The sequence below is a fragment of the Paenibacillus sp. FSL P4-0113 genome, assembly GCF_038009305.1.
Taxonomy (GTDB): Bacteria; Bacillota; Bacilli; order Paenibacillales; family Paenibacillaceae; genus Paenibacillus; species Paenibacillus polymyxa_D.
In genome coordinates, this window is record NZ_JBBPAZ010000001.1 from 3,992,781 (window position 1) to 4,013,489 (window position 20,709).

16 protein-coding genes are annotated in these 20,709 nt (G+C 47.5%); 8 read left to right on the forward strand and 8 right to left on the reverse strand.

Annotated features, from left to right (window positions below; all coding sequences use genetic code 11):
• Positions 1-12: 12 nt before the first annotated feature.
• Positions 13-1,074 carry a hypothetical protein gene (locus MKX46_RS17190; RefSeq protein ID WP_165149178.1) on the forward strand — a complete coding sequence of 354 codons (1,062 nt, stop codon included), beginning with the start codon at positions 13-15 and terminating at the stop codon, positions 1,072-1,074.
• Between the two features lie 87 nt (positions 1,075-1,161).
• Complete coding sequence (locus MKX46_RS17195) at positions 1,162-1,911, forward strand: glycerophosphodiester phosphodiesterase (protein ID WP_209949951.1); 750 nt, start codon at positions 1,162-1,164, stop codon at positions 1,909-1,911.
• Between the two features lie 164 nt (positions 1,912-2,075).
• Here MKX46_RS17195 and MKX46_RS17200 read toward each other — a convergent pair whose 3' ends face one another.
• The 5 genes from MKX46_RS17200 to MKX46_RS17220 all read right to left on the reverse strand — a co-directional run bounded on the left by MKX46_RS17200 (position 2,076) and on the right by MKX46_RS17220 (position 7,797).
• Positions 2,076-2,903, reverse strand: a complete 828-nt coding sequence (locus MKX46_RS17200; RefSeq protein WP_029516833.1) for a class I SAM-dependent methyltransferase — start codon at positions 2,901-2,903, stop codon at positions 2,076-2,078.
• A 141-nt stretch (positions 2,904-3,044) separates the two neighbouring features.
• The gene (gene galU / locus MKX46_RS17205; RefSeq protein WP_023986636.1) at positions 3,045-3,926 is read right to left on the reverse strand and encodes a UTP--glucose-1-phosphate uridylyltransferase GalU; all 882 of its coding nucleotides are present in this window, start codon (positions 3,924-3,926) and stop codon (positions 3,045-3,047) included.
• Positions 3,923-4,345: a GtrA family protein gene (locus tag MKX46_RS17210; protein ID WP_029516832.1), complete on the reverse strand. Its 423-nt coding sequence runs from the start codon at positions 4,343-4,345 to the stop codon at positions 3,923-3,925. The genes galU and MKX46_RS17210 overlap by 4 nt, the downstream gene beginning before the upstream one ends.
• Positions 4,346-4,348: 3 nt before the next feature.
• Entirely contained in the window at positions 4,349-5,440 is a 1,092-nt protein-coding gene (locus MKX46_RS17215) for a glycosyltransferase family 2 protein (RefSeq protein WP_029516831.1), read from the reverse strand.
• A 17-nt stretch (positions 5,441-5,457) separates the two neighbouring features.
• On the reverse strand, positions 5,458-7,797 hold the full coding sequence (locus MKX46_RS17220; protein ID WP_029516830.1) for a glycosyltransferase family 39 protein: 2,340 nt from the start codon (positions 7,795-7,797) through the stop codon (positions 5,458-5,460).
• A gap of 240 nt (positions 7,798-8,037) precedes the next feature.
• On the opposite strand from MKX46_RS17220, the gene MKX46_RS17225 reads away from it, so the two are divergent.
• Together MKX46_RS17225 and MKX46_RS17230 are read left to right on the forward strand one after the other, a co-directional pair.
• Entirely contained in the window at positions 8,038-8,724 is a 687-nt protein-coding gene (locus tag MKX46_RS17225) for a response regulator transcription factor (protein ID WP_029516829.1), read from the forward strand.
• Positions 8,721-10,217 (forward strand): sensor histidine kinase, encoded by a 1,497-nt coding sequence (locus MKX46_RS17230; protein WP_029516828.1) that lies wholly within the window; start codon positions 8,721-8,723, stop codon positions 10,215-10,217. The genes MKX46_RS17225 and MKX46_RS17230 overlap by 4 nt, the downstream gene beginning before the upstream one ends.
• 83 nt (positions 10,218-10,300) lie before the next feature.
• Here MKX46_RS17230 and MKX46_RS17235 read toward each other — a convergent pair whose 3' ends face one another.
• A complete protein-coding gene (locus MKX46_RS17235; protein ID WP_341071536.1) occupies positions 10,301-14,587 on the reverse strand; it encodes a S8 family serine peptidase in 4,287 nt (1,428 codons plus the stop codon).
• A 362-nt stretch (positions 14,588-14,949) separates the two neighbouring features.
• Here MKX46_RS17235 and MKX46_RS17240 point away from each other — a divergent pair, with 362 nt between their 5' ends.
• On the forward strand, positions 14,950-15,885 hold the full coding sequence (locus MKX46_RS17240; protein ID WP_274386410.1) for a manganese-dependent inorganic pyrophosphatase: 936 nt from the start codon (positions 14,950-14,952) through the stop codon (positions 15,883-15,885).
• 284 nt (positions 15,886-16,169) lie between these two features.
• Here MKX46_RS17240 and MKX46_RS17245 read toward each other — a convergent pair whose 3' ends face one another.
• Together MKX46_RS17245 and MKX46_RS17250 are read right to left on the reverse strand one after the other, a co-directional pair.
• On the reverse strand, positions 16,170-16,712 hold the full coding sequence (locus tag MKX46_RS17245) for a MarR family winged helix-turn-helix transcriptional regulator (protein WP_029516824.1): 543 nt from the start codon (positions 16,710-16,712) through the stop codon (positions 16,170-16,172).
• Positions 16,713-16,822: 110 nt separating this feature from the next.
• Positions 16,823-17,788: an ATP-dependent DNA ligase gene (locus MKX46_RS17250; RefSeq protein WP_029516823.1), complete on the reverse strand. Its 966-nt coding sequence runs from the start codon at positions 17,786-17,788 to the stop codon at positions 16,823-16,825.
• A gap of 313 nt (positions 17,789-18,101) precedes the next feature.
• Here MKX46_RS17250 and MKX46_RS17255 point away from each other — a divergent pair, with 313 nt between their 5' ends.
• The 3 genes from MKX46_RS17255 to MKX46_RS17265 all read left to right on the forward strand — a co-directional run bounded on the left by MKX46_RS17255 (position 18,102) and on the right by MKX46_RS17265 (position 20,694).
• Positions 18,102-18,377 carry a GNAT family N-acetyltransferase gene (locus MKX46_RS17255; protein ID WP_029516822.1) on the forward strand — a complete coding sequence of 92 codons (276 nt, stop codon included), beginning with the start codon at positions 18,102-18,104 and terminating at the stop codon, positions 18,375-18,377.
• Positions 18,378-18,671: 294 nt separating this feature from the next.
• The gene (locus MKX46_RS17260) at positions 18,672-19,235 is read left to right on the forward strand and encodes a DUF420 domain-containing protein (protein ID WP_029516821.1); all 564 of its coding nucleotides are present in this window, start codon (positions 18,672-18,674) and stop codon (positions 19,233-19,235) included.
• 184 nt (positions 19,236-19,419) lie between these two features.
• Entirely contained in the window at positions 19,420-20,694 is a 1,275-nt protein-coding gene (locus MKX46_RS17265; RefSeq protein WP_029516820.1) for an ABC transporter substrate-binding protein, read from the forward strand.
• Positions 20,695-20,709 lie beyond the last annotated feature (15 nt).

Consider the following 20,709-nt stretch of genomic DNA (forward strand, 5'->3'; position numbering starts at 1 on the left):
GGGAGGATTCAAATGGAAGAGACAATATATGAATTGATGGAGCAGGCGCAGGATATGCCCGGAGGGGCGGCAAAGCTGGCGATTCTGGAAGAGGCTGTTCGCTTGGCAGACACTTCCGGATTGAAGGAACTCGCTTATGAAATTCGGGGAGAGATTGTAGACTGCGCTATTTTTAACGGATATCCATTGAAGTCGCTGATTGCTTTTTCGTGGCAGTTGGGCCAATTTGATCAAAATCCAGAGGAATACGACGCAGATGAGCTGTTGTGGAATTACAAATGGATACTTGGGAAGGTGTGCAGCTTTTCCAATATATCGAAGACTCAAATAGAAGATCTGGCGGAGGATATGCGCAGACGTTATGCCGAATACGGGTATAATGAGCGTCCATATTACTATTATAAGTTCCGCATCGCGATGGACATGGGAAATCTGGAAGAAGCACGGCGATATCTGGATACCTTCCGCTTGATCGAACGGGACAGTATGAGTGATTGTGAAGCCTGCGAGCAGAGCCAGATGGTGCGGTTCTACTACTTGGCCGGAGAGGATGAGCAGGCGCTTGCCGTGGCAAAACCGATTTTGTCGGGTCGTATGAGATGTGCAGAAGTGCCGCATGTGACGCTCTCGCAGGTGCTATTGCCGCTTTATCGTCAAGGCGAGGTTGATCAGGCAAAGGAGCAGCATCGTAAAGGCTATCGCCTAGTCCGGGATGACCGTGACTTTCTGAAAACGATAGCAGAGCATATCGAATATTTGACGATTGCTGATCCGGTTCAAGGGATCGAAGTGGTAGAGCGTCATCTACATATGGCGCTAGACTATGAGAGCGGGCTGGAGCAGATGTATTTTTACGCGACGATGGTGAGTCTGCTGCAAAAGTTGGATACTTCGGGAGAAAAACGGTTGATCCGGTTGCCGGCTTCCTTGGAATGGGGGAAAGAGGAGCGCACATTGACGGAAATCATTGCGTATTTTAGGCCACTGGCAGAGTCAGCGGCGGCTGATTTTGATCGACGGAACGGGAATACGTTTTATTCCGAGTGGATCGGGAAAATTGTTCGAACGGCATAGAAGAAGTGTAGCTGTGACGAATATTTTATACTGCCCAAACAATGAGCAGGTATAATGTTCCTGTGAAATGACAGGAGGGGTTATGTGGTGACTGTAACCGGAAAGGTGATTAATTTCGCACACCGCGGAGCTTCAGGTGTATGTCCTGAGAATACGATGGCGGCATTCCGCCACGCCTTGGAACTGGGAGCAACAGGTATAGAAACGGATGTGCAGCGTACCCAAGATGGGCATCTGGTGCTGATTCACGATGAGTCGCTGAAGCGTACGACAGGTTGCTCACTGGATGTAAGGGATATTACGCTGGAAGAATTAAATAAATTGGATGCGGGCGGCTGGTTTGGTGAGAAATTCCGAGGTGAGCGGGTCCCAATGCTGGATGAGCTACTGGAACTAGCCCAGTCCTCCTCGAATACAATAATTAATTTAGAGTTGAAAAATAGCATTTATCTCTATCCGGGAATGGAGGAAGAGGTCATTGCTACCGTGAAGCGTTTTGGATTAGAACAGCGGGTAATCATATCCAGCTTTAATCACGAATCGCTGGCGCTCTGTGCGCAGCTTGCTCCTGAAATCAAGACGGGGGCGCTGTATATCGAAATTATGGTCCGCCCATCCGAGTATGCCACCCAATTCGGGGTTACCGCACTTCATGCCTACAAACAAGTGGTTACACCAGAAGCTGTATCAGAGGCTTTGGCATTAGGCGTCGTCTACCACCCATGGACGGTGAATGAGCCAGAAGAAATGAAGCGTCTGCTAGAGGCCGGGGTAAACGGCATTATCACGGACTATCCTGATCGGTTGGCGCACTTATTGGCTGTCCGCTCTTCCTAGGTTGAAGACACAGTGGAACTGCAACTAAGGTTTGCAGGGATATGAGCGTGGCTATTTATTGAAGAAAAAGACTCTCCTGTACGCACTCGTTTTTACGAGGCGAGGGAGAGTCTTTTTTGCCCTAAGCCGAAGAGCGTATCATCCACGATGGCCTTGATTCCTTTCTACTTGATGCCGAGCCGCATACGATAGCTGAACAGAATGTCTAGTGTTCTGCCCTGAAAATGATTCTCTACCAGGTTCACGAAGCGGGCTACATCGCCGTCAAGCGTTCTATTGCCAAGTTTTAAGAGACTTTGAATACCCCCTTGGCTGAGAGCGAGCCCTGTATAACGAGCTGCGTCACACTGCTCACGGTTGTGGAAAACAATCTCCCGGGTATATCGGAATTGCCCGCTGCGGTGCAGATTAGCTAAATGCTGATCCTTGCTCCATTTATGAGCTTGCTGCTCTACTGGGGCTTCCTGTTCCAAAAGGGTATCCGCTTTGGTGATAAGCTCTGTATAAGCTTGCTCTATCTGCCATTGCAGCACCGGAGGCCAGTCACAGTCAAAGGCTGCGAACACGCCGCCCTGAGCCAAGACCCTGCCCGCTTCCTGAAGCGTGCTCTCGGGGTCCATCCAGTGAAAGGATTGAGAGCAGGTGATGACGTCTACAGTTCCGTCCTCAAAGGGCAGGTTGTTGGAGAACCCGCTTTTGAAGGAAATGGTTCCTGCCTTTGTCGTTCCTGCTGTCTCCAGCTTGTGCTGCGCTTTTCCTCTCATGTCCGAGTTAGGCTCGATACCGACGACTTGCCGAGCGGCGTTTTCCCATATGAAAGTTGAAAGTCCTGTACCGCAGCCAATATCGGCAACGAGCTCTACGTTTCGCTCCAGATAGCGGCTGACGATTTCCACGACGAGTGACGGTGCTTCCGGGCGGTGCTGATCGTAGTTGTCGGCAAAACCGCTAAAACGATCTACGTTGCTTTGCAGATTTCCCTCAGGTATTATAGGTCCTCTTCCTCCTTAGTTTCGACCGGGCGGCCGAGCAGATTCAAATGCTGCTGTACTCCTACATTGTACAGGTTTACATGTTCATCCATCTACTCTCGTGATTTCACAGCACCCGTCGGATTTCGGAGGGGAAATTCCCTATTTTATCATTGAAGCAAGAGCCCACTCGCGCATCATGGAGTCAAGCATTGGACGCAAATCTTCGCGTTGCATACCCATGTGGAGCACGGCTTCCAGATATCCAGCTTTATCTCCAATATCATAACGTGTGCCTTCCAGTTCCAATGCGAGCAGTTGGTTCTGCAATGCTACCTGATGGAGTGCGTCTGTCAATTGATATTCACCGCCTGCCCCAGTGGACAGGTTTTCCAATATAGAGAAAATGGAAGGCTCCAATACATACCGACCAATGACTGCCTGCCGCGAAGGGGCATCTGCCGGAGAAGGTTTTTCAACAAGCCCGCCGACTTCGTGGATGAGACCGTTCTGGTGAGTAGAGTCAATAATGCCGTATTTACTCACATCTTGTTCTTCCACCGTGCGCACGCCGACCACTTGCTTGCCAGTCGCCTCGTAGACATCCATCATTTGACGGATCGCCGGGGTGGAGGAATTCATAATATCATCGCCCAGCAACACGGCAAATGGTTCATCGCCGATGAACTGACGAGCGCAGCTTACCGCGTGTCCCAAGCCGAGAGGTTCTTTTTGACGGATATAGTGAATGACTGCTTTACCCCCGATGCTTTGAACTTCACGCAGAAGATCGTATTTACCTTTGCTCTCCAGTACCTGCTCCAACTCCACAGACTTGTCAAAATGATCCTCGATGGCTTTTTTATTACGCCCCGTTACGATAATGATGCTCTCAATTCCGGACTTGATAGCTTCTTCTACGATATATTGAATAGCCGGCTTGTCTACGATGGGAAGCATCTCTTTCGGTAAAGCTTTCGTAGCTGGTAGAAAACGGGTTCCTAATCCGGCGGCTGGAATAACAGCTTTTGTAATTTTTCTCATAGAAACTCACTTTCCTTTCGGGATGGGGAACCAAATACCCAGTATCGGCTCCCGATATAATTGATGATCATTCCGGCTGCGGTGGCGATCAGCTTGTCTAAAGCAAGTGGCAACTCGGTTCCCGTGTGGAGCACTTGCAGTAATAGGGAGGTTATCCCTAATACGACCAGGTTGATGACGATAAATTTGGGTAATTGACGCTTGTTTGTGTCGTTTGATAGTTGTTTGTTGAATGTCCATTTGCTGTTCAAAATATAACTGTTGGCTGTGCCGCAGCTGTACGAAATGATCTGCGCTACAATGACCGGCACTCCGCCCCAAGCTAGCAGCATAAAAATAATATAATCTACGCCTGTATTCACCAGACCTACAATGCCAAATCGAATCATAGGAAGCAGCTGGGCCATGCGACTTTTCATAGTTTAGGCTCCATGACCGGATTTGGGTCCGGTATATACCGCACTGTTGCCGCGCACTGTGCGTCCTGCCGAAATCAGGCTTTCACGGGCTCCTTGCATGTACAGGGACTCGCGTGGTTCAGGGGCCTTCATAGCATGTGTCGGACCGTTTTCGTATTGTCCACCCAGATGCTCACGGACAATGTATAGCGGACGTGCTTTGGTTTCGTCATAAATCCGTCCAACATATTCACCCATAATACCGAGAATGATGAGGATCACCCCGTCGAAAATCAGGCTGATGCTAATCATAGACGACCAGCCCTTCATCACGTAGGAGTCGGTGAAAAAGTTGAGAAACAGTACGTACATCAGATACAGGAAGCCGGACATGGAGAGAAGTGCACCGATATATCCTGCCAGCTTGAGCGGCTTAATCGAAAAGGATGTGATCCCGTCCAGACTGAGCTTGATCATTCGTTTCAACGGATACTTGGTCTCGCCCGCGAGCCGCTCGTCGCGCTCATATTCTACAGCAGTTTGTTTGAATCCGATCCAGCTGACCAGTCCACGAACGAATCGGTTATTTTCCGGCAGCCGTTTCAATTCTTCTATGACCTTACGATCCATTAGGCGGAAGTCCCCGGTGTCGACCGGGATATTAATGTCCGTTGATGCTTTAAGTACACGGTAGAAGAGGCTGGCAGACCATTTCTTGAAGCGAGTTTCGCCATTGCGTTTGAGCCGTTTGGCGTAGACCACTTCATAGCCTTCCTTCCACTTGTTAGCCATCTCAACAATCAGTTCCGGCGGGTCTTGGAGGTCGGCGTCAATGACGACGACCGCCTCCCCCACCGCATAATCCATCCCGGCGGTAATCGCTAGCTGATGACCAAAATTGCGAGAGAAATCAATCAATACAATGGTGTCATCTCTGAGACTGAATTCCTTGATCAATTGGACGCTGCGGTCCGAACTTCCATCATTTACGAAGATCAGCTCGTAGGGCTCACCCATTGAGCCCATGACTTGTTTCAGCCTCCGGTAGGTTTCCGTAATAACAGCTTCCTCGTTGTACATCGGAATAACTATGGAATAACGGATGGGTTCACTCATTCGTAGTTCCTCCTCATTTATAATGTGATTTCGTATAAAGTACCGCTTCCGCCACGATCGTCTCCGCCAGGGCCACCTTGACCATCCTGGGCGTTCGCATTGCTGTTCGTCGTGTCGCTTCCGCTCTCGGTGGCTTTAACGTCTGTACTTGTTTCGTCTGCTGTTGTTTTCCATTCATCTGTAGGGATCAACTTGCCGTGTTCTTTGATCCATGCAGTGACTTCAGAGTTACCGCCGTCCGGTCCGCCGCCTCCACCAGAAATCATGAAGTACTTCACTTGTCCGCTTTCGACCAGCGCCTTGATTTTATCGACGGTATAGACTGGATCGGAGGATACAAAACCGTTCATAATAATTACTTTTTGTCCGGCCTCGACCAGGTAAGGAGCAGCCGTTGAATAATTACTTGCTGCGAAAAGGTAGGTTTCACCTGTGTTATTTTTTTGCAAATAGCTCAACGTTTTTTGATCTAAACTTTGGCTACCGTTGGGTCCTCCCATTCCTCTGGAACGGGTAGAAGATTTTTGCTCCGTGTCTGTACTTGTTTGTGTGCTTGAAGTATTTCCATCAGGACTGGAATTCTCTGCATTATTGGTCTGGTTATTCGTTTGAGTTCCTTCGGCTTGTTGTCCATTGGCGCTCTGACCTCTATTGCGATCATTGCCGCCCGGCATTCCGCCACCGCCACCGCCGCCAAATTGAGTGGGTCCGGCTTGTGGAATCATGCTGTTCCCTCCGTAGATGATCGGTGTCAATGCCCAATATGCAGGACCGATAAACATAGCGAGTACACTTGCAATGATGGCGAACCTTGTGAACTTCTCAGATTTCATTCGTGCCACTACCTGCAGCACCGTGCCGATGATCCCTAAGATCAATACCGTGATGGACCAGCCACTGCCAATGGTATCGTTGTAATTTTGCAAAACAAACCAGCTAAATACCGAGGTTGCCAATACTGCTGCGGGTAACAGCCAGGAGAGCCAGTTGGAACGCTCACGATACTGCTTCCACAATTCTACGAATCCTGCTCCAAAGAGCGCTGCAATTGGTGGCGCGAGCATAATCAGGTAATAATGATGAAAGAATCCTGCTACGCTGAAAAATGCAGCTACGGGAATCAACCAGGTCAGCCAGAAGATGACCTCTTTGTGTTTTTGTGTGATATTACGACGTCGAATGCTTGCAAGCAGGCCGATGGAAGCAATTAATGCAAATGGAAGCAGCCAGCTGGCTTGACCTGACAGGGAGGATTGGAACAACCGTAAAGGTCCTTTTTCGCCAGTACCGAACATGCCGCCACCAGAATTCCCTCCCGGTCCACCGCCTGGACCGCCCTGGCCACCTTGCCCGTCTCCAGGACCACCTTGTCCGTTGCCGCCAAATCCACCCGGTGGCATTTGACCACCTGCACCCATGTTGTTGGCACCTGAGTCATCCGTAGAAGTAGTGCTGTCCAATGATGTGGTCGTCTGAGCCTGATCCGTGTTTGTGTTGCTGCTATTCGTTGCAGCGTTATTGTTCCGATCCGTACGTTCTCCGCCACGATTGCCACCTGTACCCTGATCTCCTGTCAGACGGGACAGGCCGTTATAACCAAAGGCCAAATTCAGCACAGAGTTCGTACCGCTACTCCCCATATAAGGGCGTTCATCTGCCGGAGTAGAGTCCACTACGACTGCCCAAGAGAGTGATACGATCAGGAGGACAACTGCTGATCCTACCAGTGTTGCTGCTTTTCGCTTCCAGTTAAACTTGGAAGCCAGCAGATAGAACAGACCCAGTGCGGGAACGATCATATAGGCTTGTAACATTTTTTCGTTAAAGGCGATGCCTACGACTGCGAAAGCAGCAAGGATCAGCCCGGTTTTGCTATTTCTAAGGCCTCTGAACAATAGCCATGTTGCGAGCAACAGTGTGAAAACCAACATAGCGTCGATGTTATTCGTACGGCTAACCGCTACGGCTATCGGTGTCGTTGCCATGGCGAAGGCGGCCAAACGTGCGGCCATCGTACCGAAGCTCGGTTTGACGAGCAAGTAAACGAGCAAGACCGATCCGACTTGAGCCAGCGCCTGTGGCAAGATAACGCTCCATCCGTGAAGCCCGAATATATAGGCGCTCAGTGTCTGAATCCAGAACACCACAGGGGGTTTGTCTACCGTTACCGATCCGGCAGAATCAAGTGAGGCGAAAAAGAAGTTGTGAAAGCTTTGTAGCATGCTTGCTACGGCCGTCGTGTAGTAGGTGTTTACATATTTGTCTTGCCAGATGTTGTATCCGTTCAAAAATGCGGATATCAGCATAATGATGATCAGGGGGATGTCCGCCCTGGTCTTAAACCATTTCTTAATCATGTTCATTCCACTCCCTGTGAAAGTTTCTTTGTATTTATTCCGATCTTGGCCCGGTGAACTACCGGCTTGCTATTATCATGCCAGACGTACCTTAATGCGTTCTGAGCGCTCCCTGAACGTTAGCTGAAAGCTGAGCAGGGGTGCTTTTTTTGCGACAGGATTCAGGTATATTAGATACAGGTGAAAATGAATCGACTTTTATATGAGAAAAATGCAGCAACATGAAAGGGAAGGTGAATAATGAATCCAATACACGGAGTTAAAATTATGCTGGCAGATGATGAGCCTCATATTTTGCAATTTTTAGAGCTTGGACTGATTAATGAAGGATATGAAGTCAGAACCGCCGAGAACGGGAGTCAAGCGCTCGATTTGGCAAAAGAGTTTCGCCCGCATGTAGCGGTGCTGGATGTGATGATGCCGGAAATGAACGGTTTTGAGGTGTGCCAAAGTCTCAAGGAGACGGAGGATAACATCGCGGTCATTATGCTGACTGCCAAGGATGATGTCGACGATCGGGTAAAGGGATTAAAACTCGGCGCGGATGATTATGTTGTAAAACCCTTCAGTTTTAATGAGCTGCTGGCTCGCATTGAAGCGCGCTTGCGCAATCAGTTCCCCGATCTGCTGGGAGAAGTGGTTCACGGCCCCTTTCAAGTGGATGATCGACGGAAGGAAATCCGTTATCAGAGTCAGGTGCTGGAACTGTCGCCTACCGAATATGAACTATTGAAGTTTTTGGTGTTGAATCACGGGATTGTGTTAAGTAAAAGTCGTATTCTGGACCGGGTATGGGGGTACGATTTTGGAGGCGAGGATAATATTGTTGAGGTGTACATTCGCTCCTTGCGTGAAAAACTCAAAGACAAGGAGCACCGGGTCATTCGTACGCTGCGCGGTGTGGGATACCGGGTGGATCTGCTATGAAGGCGGGCGGGAAAAGTCGGAGAAAATATGCACTCCGTTCTCTCCGATCCCAGCTTTTGGCCAGAACGTTACTCATTTTGGCTTTGTTGCTTGTATTGATTGGTTTTCTACAATATTTTCTGATGAAAGATTTTCTGTATCGCAGTCGGGCAGAAGCTATGAATACACAGCTGAATTCAATTCCTGCCGATTTATTGATTAAGGATTCGCAGGAAAAGAGCGGGGCTGGGGTAACCGTTCCTCAAGATGAGTCCAATCGAAGGAGTAATCGACCGGGACCGTTTCTGTTTTGGCCGGATATGTCGCTTGCTTCTATAGGTATAGACGGCACCTTCCAGAGCTTGTCCAATGAAAATGGACTTAAACCGCCGCGTCTCACCACTCAGCAGTATCAAGCAATGCAGCAGAGTAAGCGCATGCGTCACGGCTATCAATTAATCACGGATGCCCAGGGGAAAGAGCAACTGGTTGTATTCCGTCCGCTTGGTCCACCTGACCGTTCTTCCGGTTTACTTCAAATGGGCGTATCCACGACTTCTATGCAAGAGCAGTTGATTAACCAGCTCCGCACCTTTATTTTATTGTCTCTGATTGCACTTGCGATTGGGTTGGCGCTTATGCTTCCGGTGCTGCGCCGCACGTTGGTACCCCTTTCCAGGATGGTTGAGGCAGTCAAACGTATTGATGCCGGCAATCTGGCCGAGCGCTTTGATGCAGAGCAGGGGCAGTATGAGGTGGATCGTTTGGCGGTTTCATTTAACGGAATGCTGGAACGGCTGGAGCATTCTTTTGCAGCCGAACGGGAATTGCAGATGCAGATGAGACGATTTATTGCGGACGCCTCCCATGAACTGCGCACCCCGCTCACGTCTATTCACGGCTTCTTGGAAGTGTTGCTTCGTGGGGCTGCATCCAATCCGAAGCAGCTCCAATCAGCATTAGAAAGTATGTATGGTGAATCCAAGCGGATGAATAAGCTTGTCTCTGACTTGCTATTGTTGGCTAAGCTGGATCGAACACCGGAGTTAAAGCTGGAAGACATACCCCTAGATGCGTTGCTGCTGGAAATGAAACCGCAGCTTCTTATGCTAGCAGGTACACGTAAGGTGGTTTTTGATATGACGGCAGGTATACGGGTATTGGCAGAAGGGGATAAAATCAAGCAGGTCGTGCTCAACCTGTTTCACAATGCGGTTCAGCATACCGATATGGAAAGAGGTGTAATCCAGGTAAACCTGTCTGCAGGTAAGAAGTTGGTGGATATCCAAATTCGTGATAACGGGCCAGGCATGAGTAAAGAACAGCTGGAGCGGATATTTGAGCGTTTTTATCGTGGAGATGAATCGCGTACACGTAGCTCAGGCGGGGCAGGTCTTGGTCTGGCCATTACACAGTCTATCGTGGAAGCACACGGCGGGAGCATTACGGCCGAAAGTATCCCGGGAACGGGAAGTGTATTCAAAGTAACGCTACCTTTAGTGGGAACAGTATAGTATTGCAGATTATGGCGTAACATAAAAATAGCCTCCCGAACCGCAGCTTTGGTTATAACACGGCTCGGGGGGCTTTTTAATTGTTAGTTAATCAGCGAAGCTTTTTGTAAGAGCACATGCAGCACCTTGGCAGATGCCTCACGGGTTGTAGGTGCATTCGGCTGGAAGTAGGAGGAGCCTTTAATCGCTTCCCCGTTGATGATGCCTGCTGCACTTACTTTTTCAATATTGTCCTTGGCGTAGCCTGCAAAGGATGAAGCATCATGGTACGGTGTGCGTGCAGGACCATCGGCTGCTGCTTTGATTTGAAGCAGATCTACAGCTTTACCCAGCACGACAGCAATTTCTTGACGACTGATATTAGCATTCGGATCGAACTTGTCGCTGCTGCGGCCCGTAATCAATCCAGCTTCATAAGCGGCTGCCACATCGCCGGAGTACCAGCTACCTGCCGGGATATCACTGAATGGTCCAGCAGTACCTGGTGTCAGGCCGAGTGCTCGGGTTACCAGGGCTGCAAATTCTGCACGTGTCACGTTTTTCTTCGGTGAGAAAGTCGTGTCGGTCGTGCCGTTAATCAGCAACTTGTTTGCCAGCGATTGAATTTCGGATTGGGCATACGACGATGAGATATCTTCAAAGCTAACGGGACGTGTCGCCGCTGCATACGTCGAGAAGCCCGGACGGCTTACCTTGACGACGGTAGATCCATCAGCCTGCTTGGTGAAGACGGATGGAACGGGATAAACATTTCCGTTTGCCGTATAGAGTACACCGGCTGTATTAGAATCAATTTGACCAGGTACGGTAAAGGATCTGCTAATAAACTGTCCTGGAGCAACTTTGAGCGATTGACTCTTGCCACCAGTGACAATGTTAGCTTCAAACCCTACCGGGGTGCCGATCACATTGGAGCCTTTCAACTTGCCTGTAAATGTACCGCTCGCCTCTGCCTGGCTGCTGATGATCACTTCAATGCCTGCACCAGCAGGAACATTTTTCAGAGCGGATACTGGCAAAGCCAGAGAGGAGCCTGTATTGCTTACAATCAAGCTGCTTCCTGCTGCAGCCTTGCCCAGCGTTACCAGTTGTGTGGAAGTGAGCGATGCTTTCGTCGTTTGGCCTGCTTGGCTAGTAGCCGACAGTACAATAGCTGTCGGGCTGGAACCTGCTGCTGTCACGGCAGCCTGCAAATCTGCATCGGTTACTGTCAGCGACTGTACATTATTGTTCAATGCAACGGCTGTAGTGACAGTTTTAACAGCCTGTCCTTGCTTCACTACGCTTTGAAGTGAAGGAGCAGATGTAGGAACAGGGGGGGATGTGTTCGTTGCAGCAGAAGGTGTAGTATTGCTTCTGCCGCCACCTCCACCACCTCCGCCTCCACCACTACCGCTGGATGCGGCGCTATTATCCACACGAATAGCTTTAGTGGCGGTGAACAGTTTAGGGCCATCGGTATTGCGTTCAACTTCGCCCTTTTCATTCAGTTCAGGAGAACTGACTTCCAGCTTGTACACGCCATCTTTCAAGTGTTGAATAACGGGTTGACCATTAGCATCCAGCACAGGCTTGCCATTGTCATCTAATTCCACGTAACTTCCGTCAATACCCTTAAAGGAATATACGCCTTGTTTGAGGCGAGCGTTAGCTCCTTGTTCTTTGGAAGTCGTTATTCCATCAATCAGACCGATCAATTTATCATCTACGCCGTATACATAAAGCGCGATCTGGTTGGTTTTATCTGTGGTCAGGCGGAAAGCCAAATCTGTTGAGCGCTGAACCCCTGTCCGACTTGGGTAAATAATCGGGTTGGTAACGCTCAGGTCCTGCAAGCCGAAGCCAGTTGTAGGATTTTCCTTGCCCACATGAACGACGAACGGCAGATGAAGGGTTGGCAGTCCGGCGCTTTTCAGAATAACTTCCCCTTCATATACACCTGTGGCTGCACCCGAATTTGGTTGTACAGACAGGAAGAACGGTTGCGATTTACCCGGTTCTGCCGAAATTGCTCCATTCGCGCCAACACCTTGCAACTGAACGGCAATGTTGCTCACGTCAGGTGTAGCAATCGGCTTAGTTGGATCAGAGGTTACATTATCATGTAACACGGTGCTGGCTTCATATTGCACAGTGTTAGCCGACAAGTTTTTGAGTTGAAGCTGAATCTGCTTCGCATCACTACCAGGTCGTAACACCCCGAAGCTGGCGGAAGGATTGTAATTCACAACCTCCTGCCGATTAAAGTTTTTGTCGAGAATCGTAATCTTTTCGACGGTTTCCAGCAGGGCTGGCGTCTGAATCGCATTAGCGATGTTTACAAGGCCTGCACCTTGGGAATACACATCATATTGGATTTTATCCTCATCAAAGAGTGTAACCGAAGTGTTTGCCAGAGCAGCGCGGATATCAAACGGTGTCCAGTTCGGATGTTGCTGCTTCAGCAACACGGCAAGTCCAGCCACATGCGGAGATGCCATACTCGTTCCGTTGCTGCGTTTGTAAGCTTGCTCATAGGATGCATCCGGATAGAACTTGGCGAAGGCAGGGTAGGTTGACATGATGCTAACCCCTGGTGCGCTCACGTCCGGCTTGATGCTCAGCAGTTCATCGCCATTGGGTCCGCGGGAGCTAAATCCGGCCATGGTATTACCAGGATTGTCAGTACGATGATACTCTTCTCCAAAAGCAATAAAGAATTTTTGTTTGTGGTTTTGGCTTTCAATGATTTGTCTTGCCAGTGCTCTACCTTCTTTTCCTGTCATGTCAAAGGTAGGGATATAATCTACATTGTCTCCTTGATTCGAATTAATGTAACCATCGTAACCAGGGATAGCTTCACTCAGATTGGCTCGTGTGCTGTCGCCAGATTTCGCTTGACCATTAAAAATAATAATAGCCTTTGCACCATTTTGTTGTGCGTTTGCGATCTTGTCTACGAAGCCCAAGACGCCACGCGATACGATCACAACCTTATCTTTTACATCTTTAGAAGTGAAATCATCTGGATATCCCAAATTGGCATAAACCAATTCCAATGGTTCTGTCCCCATAATAGAAGAAAAATCCTCATGAAAAGTTTGCCAAGCCATCATATTAAAATTGTAATAGGTATCTGATGTAACTGTTAAAGGCTTTTCATCATTACCATAGGTTACAAGATTGACGGATGCTTTATTTGAATAGCTATGGCTCGGGGAAGTGGCTGCACCGACGGAAATCGCCAGCTGGGATGTTGCGGGAGAACCCATGGAATAAAAGTAGGGTCCTTGTTGGGCCGCATTACCATTCGCTATGACCGCGACTACGCCGGAAAGTACAGCATTATTAATAGCAATGGAATCCGGGGAGTTCGGGTCCTTTTCAGAATCCGAGCCCAGCGACAGGTTAATGACGTTCATACCATCTTTGACAGCACGTTCAATACCATCAATGACCTGTGCGGAGGAACCGGAGGAGCGACCCGTCTTGGTATTGCGTCCAAGCACTTTATACACGTATAAGTCCGATTTATAGGCAATACCCTTTTGCACAATATCCGAGGATTTATTGGTGGCTTTACCAGCAATTGTGCCAGAGACGTGAGTACCATGTGTCGTTCCGCTAAAACCTGTGCCGAATGGATCATTCTCCTTTTCGAGGAACGGTTCCTCGTAAGGGTCGTTGTCCTGTTCAAAAGAGTCATATCCGCCTTTGTAGGCTTCTTTCAAGTCCGGATGCTCATAATCGATACCGGTATCAATAACCCCGACCTTGATTCCCGCGCCATTCAATCCTTTGGCCCAGGCTTCAGGAACACCAATCTGGTCCAGCGGTGCGTTATCATAAGTGGCTTCACTGGCTGTAAGTGTTGGCGGGTCCTGTACGGGGATGGAATAATACGTTTTGTTTTCATGAATGGATTTTACGCCTGGCAGTTTAGCCAGTTCTGGAATCTTATTGGCTGGCAGTGTGACCTCCAAGCCGTTAAGCACCGTGTTGTACTGGTAATTCACCTGAAGAGAAATACCATGCTCAGCGGCTTGGTCTACGAACGTAGTTTGCTCAGTGGCAATCGCGGATTCCGCTTTTTGCTCAGATTGAGCTGTAAAAGCTTGGACGCCTGAACGTGCTGCATATTTGTCCACGGCTAAGGGCTCACCATCAAGCTGTACGATGACTCTGACCTGACGGGAAGAATCTGTGCTGAGCTCTGGCGAAATGAAGGCCGGAGCCGCCTCAATAGTCAATGCTTGCTGAGCTTCCAGAAATGAGTTGATTTGCAGATCTGCGCTAGCAGCAGAACTGACAGACGGCAGAGACAAGCTTACCGTCAAGGCAAGAGCGAGTGATACGACAGGTATTTTTTGCAAAATGATCGGCTTTTTCAAAGATTTCCCTCTTTTCAATCAAAATATGATATCTCTACATACTAGGATTTGAAGCCACTGCCGTTATTCTCACGCCTCCCTTAATATCTAAAATAATAGAATTGACCACTGGTGACTAACTTGCCAGTTTTGAGGCATATCTTACCATATTGGTGGGATATATTACTATATGTTTTTTATATTTTTAGAAAAAATAAGGTTAACATTACATGTAGATTCCATGGAAATGTTATGAATTTACTAGATTATTTTTGAAAACAATCGAAGAGGAATGGGAGAATGCGAGATTTAATGATATAATCTGCATTGGAATTGTTGAGGTTTCACAATCATGTAAAATGCCTAAGGCAAAGGAGTCGATTATGTTGGCAAAAACATTGATTTTCGGGCATAAAAATCCGGATACGGATACCATTTGCTCAGCTATTGCTTATGCAGACTTAAAAACCAAACTGGGCGCGGACGTAGAGCCGGTTCGTCTGGGCGAGGTGAACGGGGAAACGCAGTATGCACTGGATTATTTCAAAGTGAGCGCGCCACGTCTGGTTGAGCAGGTTGCTGCTGAAACGGACAACGTCATTCTGGTCGATCATAATGAACGCCAGCAAAGCGCCGCTGATATTGACAAGGTACGTGTAACTGAAGTCATCGACCATCACCGGATCGCTAACTTTGAAACAAGCCAGCCGTTATACTTCCGCGCTGAGCCAGTGGGTTGCACAGCCACCATTTTGAACAAGCTCTACAAGGAAAATGGTGTAGCAATTCCGAAAGATATCGCAGGTCTAATGTTGTCCGCGATTATTTCCGATTCTCTGTTGTTTAAATCCCCAACCTGCACGGATCAAGACGTAGCTGCTGCTCGTGAACTGGCTGAAATTGCTGGTGTGGATGCAGATCGTTACGGATTTGACTTGCTTAAAGCGGGAGCTGACTTGAGTGGTCATACCATTGAACAGTTAGTAAGTCTGGATGCCAAAGAATTTCAGATGAATGGTCGCAAAGTGGAAATTGCTCAAGTGAACGCAGTAGACGTAAACGATGTGTTGTCCCGTCAAGCTGATCTGGAAGCTGCATTGGCCCAAACCATTGAAGCTAAAAATCTTGATCTGTTCTTGTTCGTCGTAACAGACATTGTGAACAGTGATTCCATTGGTATTGCGCTGGGAAGCCAAGCCCAGGCAGTCGAAAAAGCCTATAATGTTCAGTTGGACGACAATAAGGCTGTTCTGAAAGGCGTCGTATCGCGCAAATCGCAAATTGTACCTGTATTGACTGACGCTTTTAACAGTTTGTAATGATAAATAATAAGCCTCCTGAACCCGACTGCATAATGGCAGTGGCAGCAGGAGGCTTATTTTTATTTCTTCAGTTCTGCCAGACGTTCCGATGCGGAACTCAAATGCCAATTTCAACTTCAGCGCTGCCCATCATGAAACCGCTACCATGAAAAATGAAGAATACAGGGAGTGGATGATCCTTTCTTTCCGATGTACTTTGGGAGAATACGAAGGTTTGAAATCGGACGCAGCACCCATTCTGCCAGCAGATATGCGGGCAAGTTTGACGAACAGTTTTTGCCTCAGTCTTCGCACCATTTTTCTCTCTTCTCTCTGGAGTCGGTTAGACGCGAACCTTTGACATCTTCAAACGCAGAACGTACGCGTGACAAATAGGTTTGGAACTGACAGATTTCCGACTCACTAAAGTCTGACATCAGACGTGAAGCCAGCCCTACGAAAAAGGGATCCATCTGTTGAATTTTACTTTTTCCTTTATCGTTCAGGGACACGAACACTCCCCGCTTGTCATTGGGATCGTCATATTTATTAATGAATCCCTCTTGTTCGAGAGAAATAACCATGGAACTGATTGCTGCCCGGCTTACACCCATCTTTTCAGCCAAAGCAGAAGGAGAAGACATTTCATCTCTTTGTGCTGAAAGTACACAAAGCGCGATATATTGCCCGTAGGAGAGACCAAATTCACGTGAACGCTTCTCCATGTTTTTACGTATTTCATAAGTTATGGAAAATAAATCTACCAAAACACCAATTGGTTTATTGCCACCTGGAAAGAGATTATAGGCCAGTTGACGAATTTCGGAGTCCAAAAAAAAGAACATGCGATCCACCTCGATGTAGTTAATTAGTTAACTGTAATTTAATTAACCACTGGTTGCAATGATTTATACAAACTTTGTTCCGCATTTTTTGAAAATATATCTGTAAAACGTCACATCCAGGGGCCGATACACTGATCGAGGTCCTGATTCACAAAGGCTTGTATGGAGGGCTGACGCAGGGTACGTCCTTCTTGCCACCGCCACTCACTATATTGAACCTTGGCGGTATACATGGGTTGCACCCAAAACGCATCTTGATGCCGATCCGGTTTATTGCTAAAGGGTCGTTCCGATATGGTATGTGGTAGCAGGCGCTCGGTAAGCTGACGCCAATCTTCCCGAGTCAGCTTGCCCGTACCCACATGCCCGATATAGCGCAGCATTCCTTGTTTATCATATTGGCCCAGCAACACAGCGTTGATAATGCCTCCGTTCAGGGTATAGCCACCGATAACGGCAATGATATCGCCATAATTTTTGACCTTGAGCCATCGTCCGTCCTTTCCGCCCAATGTGTACGGACTATCCAGCTTTTTACACACAATACCTTCCATTCCTTGGCTGCACATAACCTGAAATAGAGCTTGTCCATCAGGATGAGCGGGAGCCAGTTGAATCCGTTCATTCGGTATGATGATCTGATGCAGCAGTTCAAGCCTTTCCTGTAACGGTTTAAGATGAACCCACTCCCCGTTCAGATAAATAATATCAAACAACATGTAAGTAGCAGGCACAGCTTCATAGGCTGACTGAATTCGATCCGTCCGACGAATCAGATCCCGTCGCATAATTTCATGGAACGATGGTTTACCGTCGGCACCGAGTGCGATCATTTCCCCGTCCAATATGACCGAATCAGCCTTGCAGTAGGAGGGGAAGAGAGCAAGCTCCGGGTATAAAAGCGTTCGTTCGTGCTGTTTGCGGTTGAACAGGCGTGTGCTGCCCTGGTTGTGATACGTCAAAATTCTCGTACCGTCCCATTTTATTTCGTAACGCCAAAGGCCTGTTGCATCTACAGGTACTTTTTCGCTCAGTTCCGGTTCAAACGGGATGACGGGTTTTATTTCTGTACGCAACGCAGCACCTCCCTTGCCTTTATATGAATAAATATAGTGTCGACGATAGATCTTATTTTATGTATCAGGATTTTGCAAAATTTGATTCCAGTCGCTCCGAAGTGCAAGATATAGACGAACTAAACCATTTCGATCTATATCTTGTTCATTGGAAGTCGCTTATGGGATTTTTGCAAAATCCTCGTATGTGATGTTTCTCTGATCCCTAAATAGGGGAATGATAAGAATATCTAGCGTCGGCATGAAGTGATTGCATTAATTCGTTAGCATGAGTTTTACGGGATTTTCTTCAGTCAGAAAGGGGATTGGTCTCATGAGACAAATTCGCGAGGAGGACCATGCAGTAGTCATGGTGGATGATGGACAGGTAGTTGCAGAAGTAGGTTATAAATCCGTAGATGACCACTCATTGGTCATTGACCATACATTTGTATCCGAGCAGTTACGGGGTCAAAAAATTGGCAAGGAGCTCATCGACAGAGTGGTTGAGATGGCAAGAAATCAGCATAAAAAGGTTATCCCTGCTTGCTCGTACGCACTTGCTCTGTTCAAGCGCCATAAAGAATACAGTGACGTGTGGCAGCAATGAATATGGATCATCAAGGCTGCTTAACTGCATAACCGACACAACACCGGAGCGGGTAATCAGACTCTTCCGGTGTTTTTTTGTGTGCATAAAGCTTTTAAAAAGAATGCATTCTACCGTTGATATAGGGAAACAAAGGGCTATCCTCAAATGTTGAAGCACATTTCTTGCCGGATGGCTGTGAAATTGTTCATACTGTTGTCACTTCACAGGCTAACTATGAGTTCTATATAATATATTATGGTTATGACCGCAAAAATAATGAAAACCTGAATTTAAACGAAGGAGACGCTCATGATGAATAAAGCGAGTGAGGACAAGCAGTACGTTCCAACGAGCAATCGTAATTTTACAACCTTGATTATCACCGTTTCCATTATAGCCAACGTGATTATTTTGCTGCTATTCTTTTCGCCGATCGGATACCAGGGGAGTGTCAGTTTTGATCTCACTATTTTCCCAAGGTTGAATGCGATTTTTAACAGCTTCACGTTTATTTTCCTGGTGGCTGCATTGGTTGCTATTTTCAAGAAGAACATCAAGGTGCATAAAACCTTTATTCTGCTGGCCTTTGCCAGTACCGTTTTATTTTTATTTTCCTACCTGACCTTTCACTACATTTCGCCGGAAACTGCAAAATATGGCGGTGTGGGTATCCTTCGTCCGATTTACTTTACATTGTTGATTTCGCATAGCATACTGGCTGCGATTATTGTACCGCTGGCACTGTTCACGGTTGTATGGGGATGGACGATGCAGGTAGCAAAACATCGTAAGATTGCGCGCTGGACGATGCCAATTTGGCTATATGTGAGTTTGACCGGGGTATTGGTGTACGTTTTCATGGCCCCATACTATTAATAGATGTGAACCCTTTGATGGGTTGATTTAGGGAAATGGCGTCTCTGCTGAAGAGGCGTCTTTTTTGTATCCAATAAAAGAAAAATTATTCCTTCTAAATTTATTTTATTAAAAAAACGTTCCTTCTATAACGGTATTTCTGCTATAATTTGCCTTAATCAACTAAGAACAAGGGGGTCACCATGTGACAAAGAAAGCGAAAGGCAGGTTACGGTTGCTTGTATCTATGCTGGCGCTGGTTGTACTGCTGAGCAGCTGCGGTGGTGGAGGATCAAAGTCGGAAAAGGTTGACGGAGGGAAAGTAACACTGCAATTTTGGACCATTGCACTACAACCTACATTTACCCCGTATTTCAATCGGGTGATTGCCGATTATGAGCAGAAGAACCCCAATGTCAAAATTGACTGGAAGGATTACCCTTATGACGCAGTAACCAACAAGCTGTTGACAAGTATCGCTAGCAACAGCAGTCCGGATGTAGTTAATCTCAATACAGAATTTGCTAGCCAAATGGGCTCCAAGGGTGCGGTTGTTGATATGAACGAGCATTTGTCGCCCGAGGAAAAGGCTGCTTATTTCGAGGGTATTTATAATTCCACAGTCATTAACGGTAAAGCTTATGCGCTACCCTGGTATACCGGTACAGAAGTGCTTTACATGAATACAAAGCTGGTCAAAGCCGCCGGATTGGACCCTGCTCATCCGCCCAAAACCCGGGAGGAATTGTCTGAATGGGGCCGTCAGATCAATAGAAAAATTGGCAAGGCAGGCTATGCTCAGCAGCTTGTATCCAAGCTTTTCGCTGTGGACGGCATTCCTATTCTAAATAAAGAAAAGACAGCGGCGGCGTTCAATACACCAGAAGCAGTCACCATGATTGATAATCTAAAAAAACAGATGGAAGATGGCGTTGTACTCAAGGAAGACGCTGACTTCTCACAACAAGTGAAATATTATGCCGGCGAGCAGGTTGCTTTCGAGCTGGCAGGCCCCACGTTCATCAATTTTATCAAAACGGCAGCGCCAGACGTTTATAAGAACACAATTGCTGTCCCTGTCCCAACTGGCAAAGCCGATGTGCGGCTCTCCAACTCTATGGACTTGGTCGTACCTGCTAAGTCTGTACATGTGGACGAAGCAGTGAAATTTGCTGTTTTCTTGACAAACGCAGAGAGTCAAACTGCTTTTTCTAAAGCGGCGAATACACTACCTTCCACGAAAGACTCCATTAAGGATCCATATTTTACTCAGTCTGACAAATCATTAGAAGCACAAGCCAAGGTAGTATCCGCGCAAAGTTTGGATAAGGCGACAGATTATATGGTTGGTGTGCCCAATGCCAAAGATGTGAATAGTGCCATCGCGCGAGCCTTGCAAAATATTTTATTGAACGGAAGAGATACGAAGGAGACGCTAACTGCTCTGGAGCAGGAAGTAAACGATATTTTAAAGCAATAGGTTTGACAGGGGGGA

Excerpts from the sequence above, each read along its gene's own strand:
- MKX46_RS17260 (WP_029516821.1), top strand. The coding sequence starts at position 18,672 with ATGAATAAAGCGAGTGAGGACAAGCAGTACGTTCCAACGAGCAATCGT.
- MKX46_RS17245 (WP_029516824.1), bottom strand. The coding sequence starts at position 16,712 with ATGTTCTTTTTTTTGGACTCCGAAATTCGTCAACTGGCCTATAATCTC.
- MKX46_RS17215 (WP_029516831.1), bottom strand. The coding sequence starts at position 5,440 with ATGAGTGAACCCATCCGTTATTCCATAGTTATTCCGATGTACAACGAG.
- MKX46_RS17220 (WP_029516830.1), bottom strand. The coding sequence starts at position 7,797 with ATGATTAAGAAATGGTTTAAGACCAGGGCGGACATCCCCCTGATCATC.
- MKX46_RS17240 (WP_274386410.1), top strand. The coding sequence starts at position 14,950 with ATGTTGGCAAAAACATTGATTTTCGGGCATAAAAATCCGGATACGGAT.
- MKX46_RS17190 (WP_165149178.1), top strand. The coding sequence starts at position 13 with ATGGAAGAGACAATATATGAATTGATGGAGCAGGCGCAGGATATGCCC.
- MKX46_RS17210 (WP_029516832.1), bottom strand. The coding sequence starts at position 4,345 with ATGAAAAGTCGCATGGCCCAGCTGCTTCCTATGATTCGATTTGGCATT.
- MKX46_RS17255 (WP_029516822.1), top strand. The coding sequence starts at position 18,102 with ATGAGACAAATTCGCGAGGAGGACCATGCAGTAGTCATGGTGGATGAT.
- MKX46_RS17230 (WP_029516828.1), top strand. The coding sequence starts at position 8,721 with ATGAAGGCGGGCGGGAAAAGTCGGAGAAAATATGCACTCCGTTCTCTC.
- galU (WP_023986636.1), bottom strand. The coding sequence starts at position 3,926 with ATGAGAAAAATTACAAAAGCTGTTATTCCAGCCGCCGGATTAGGAACC.
- MKX46_RS17225 (WP_029516829.1), top strand. The coding sequence starts at position 8,038 with ATGAATCCAATACACGGAGTTAAAATTATGCTGGCAGATGATGAGCCT.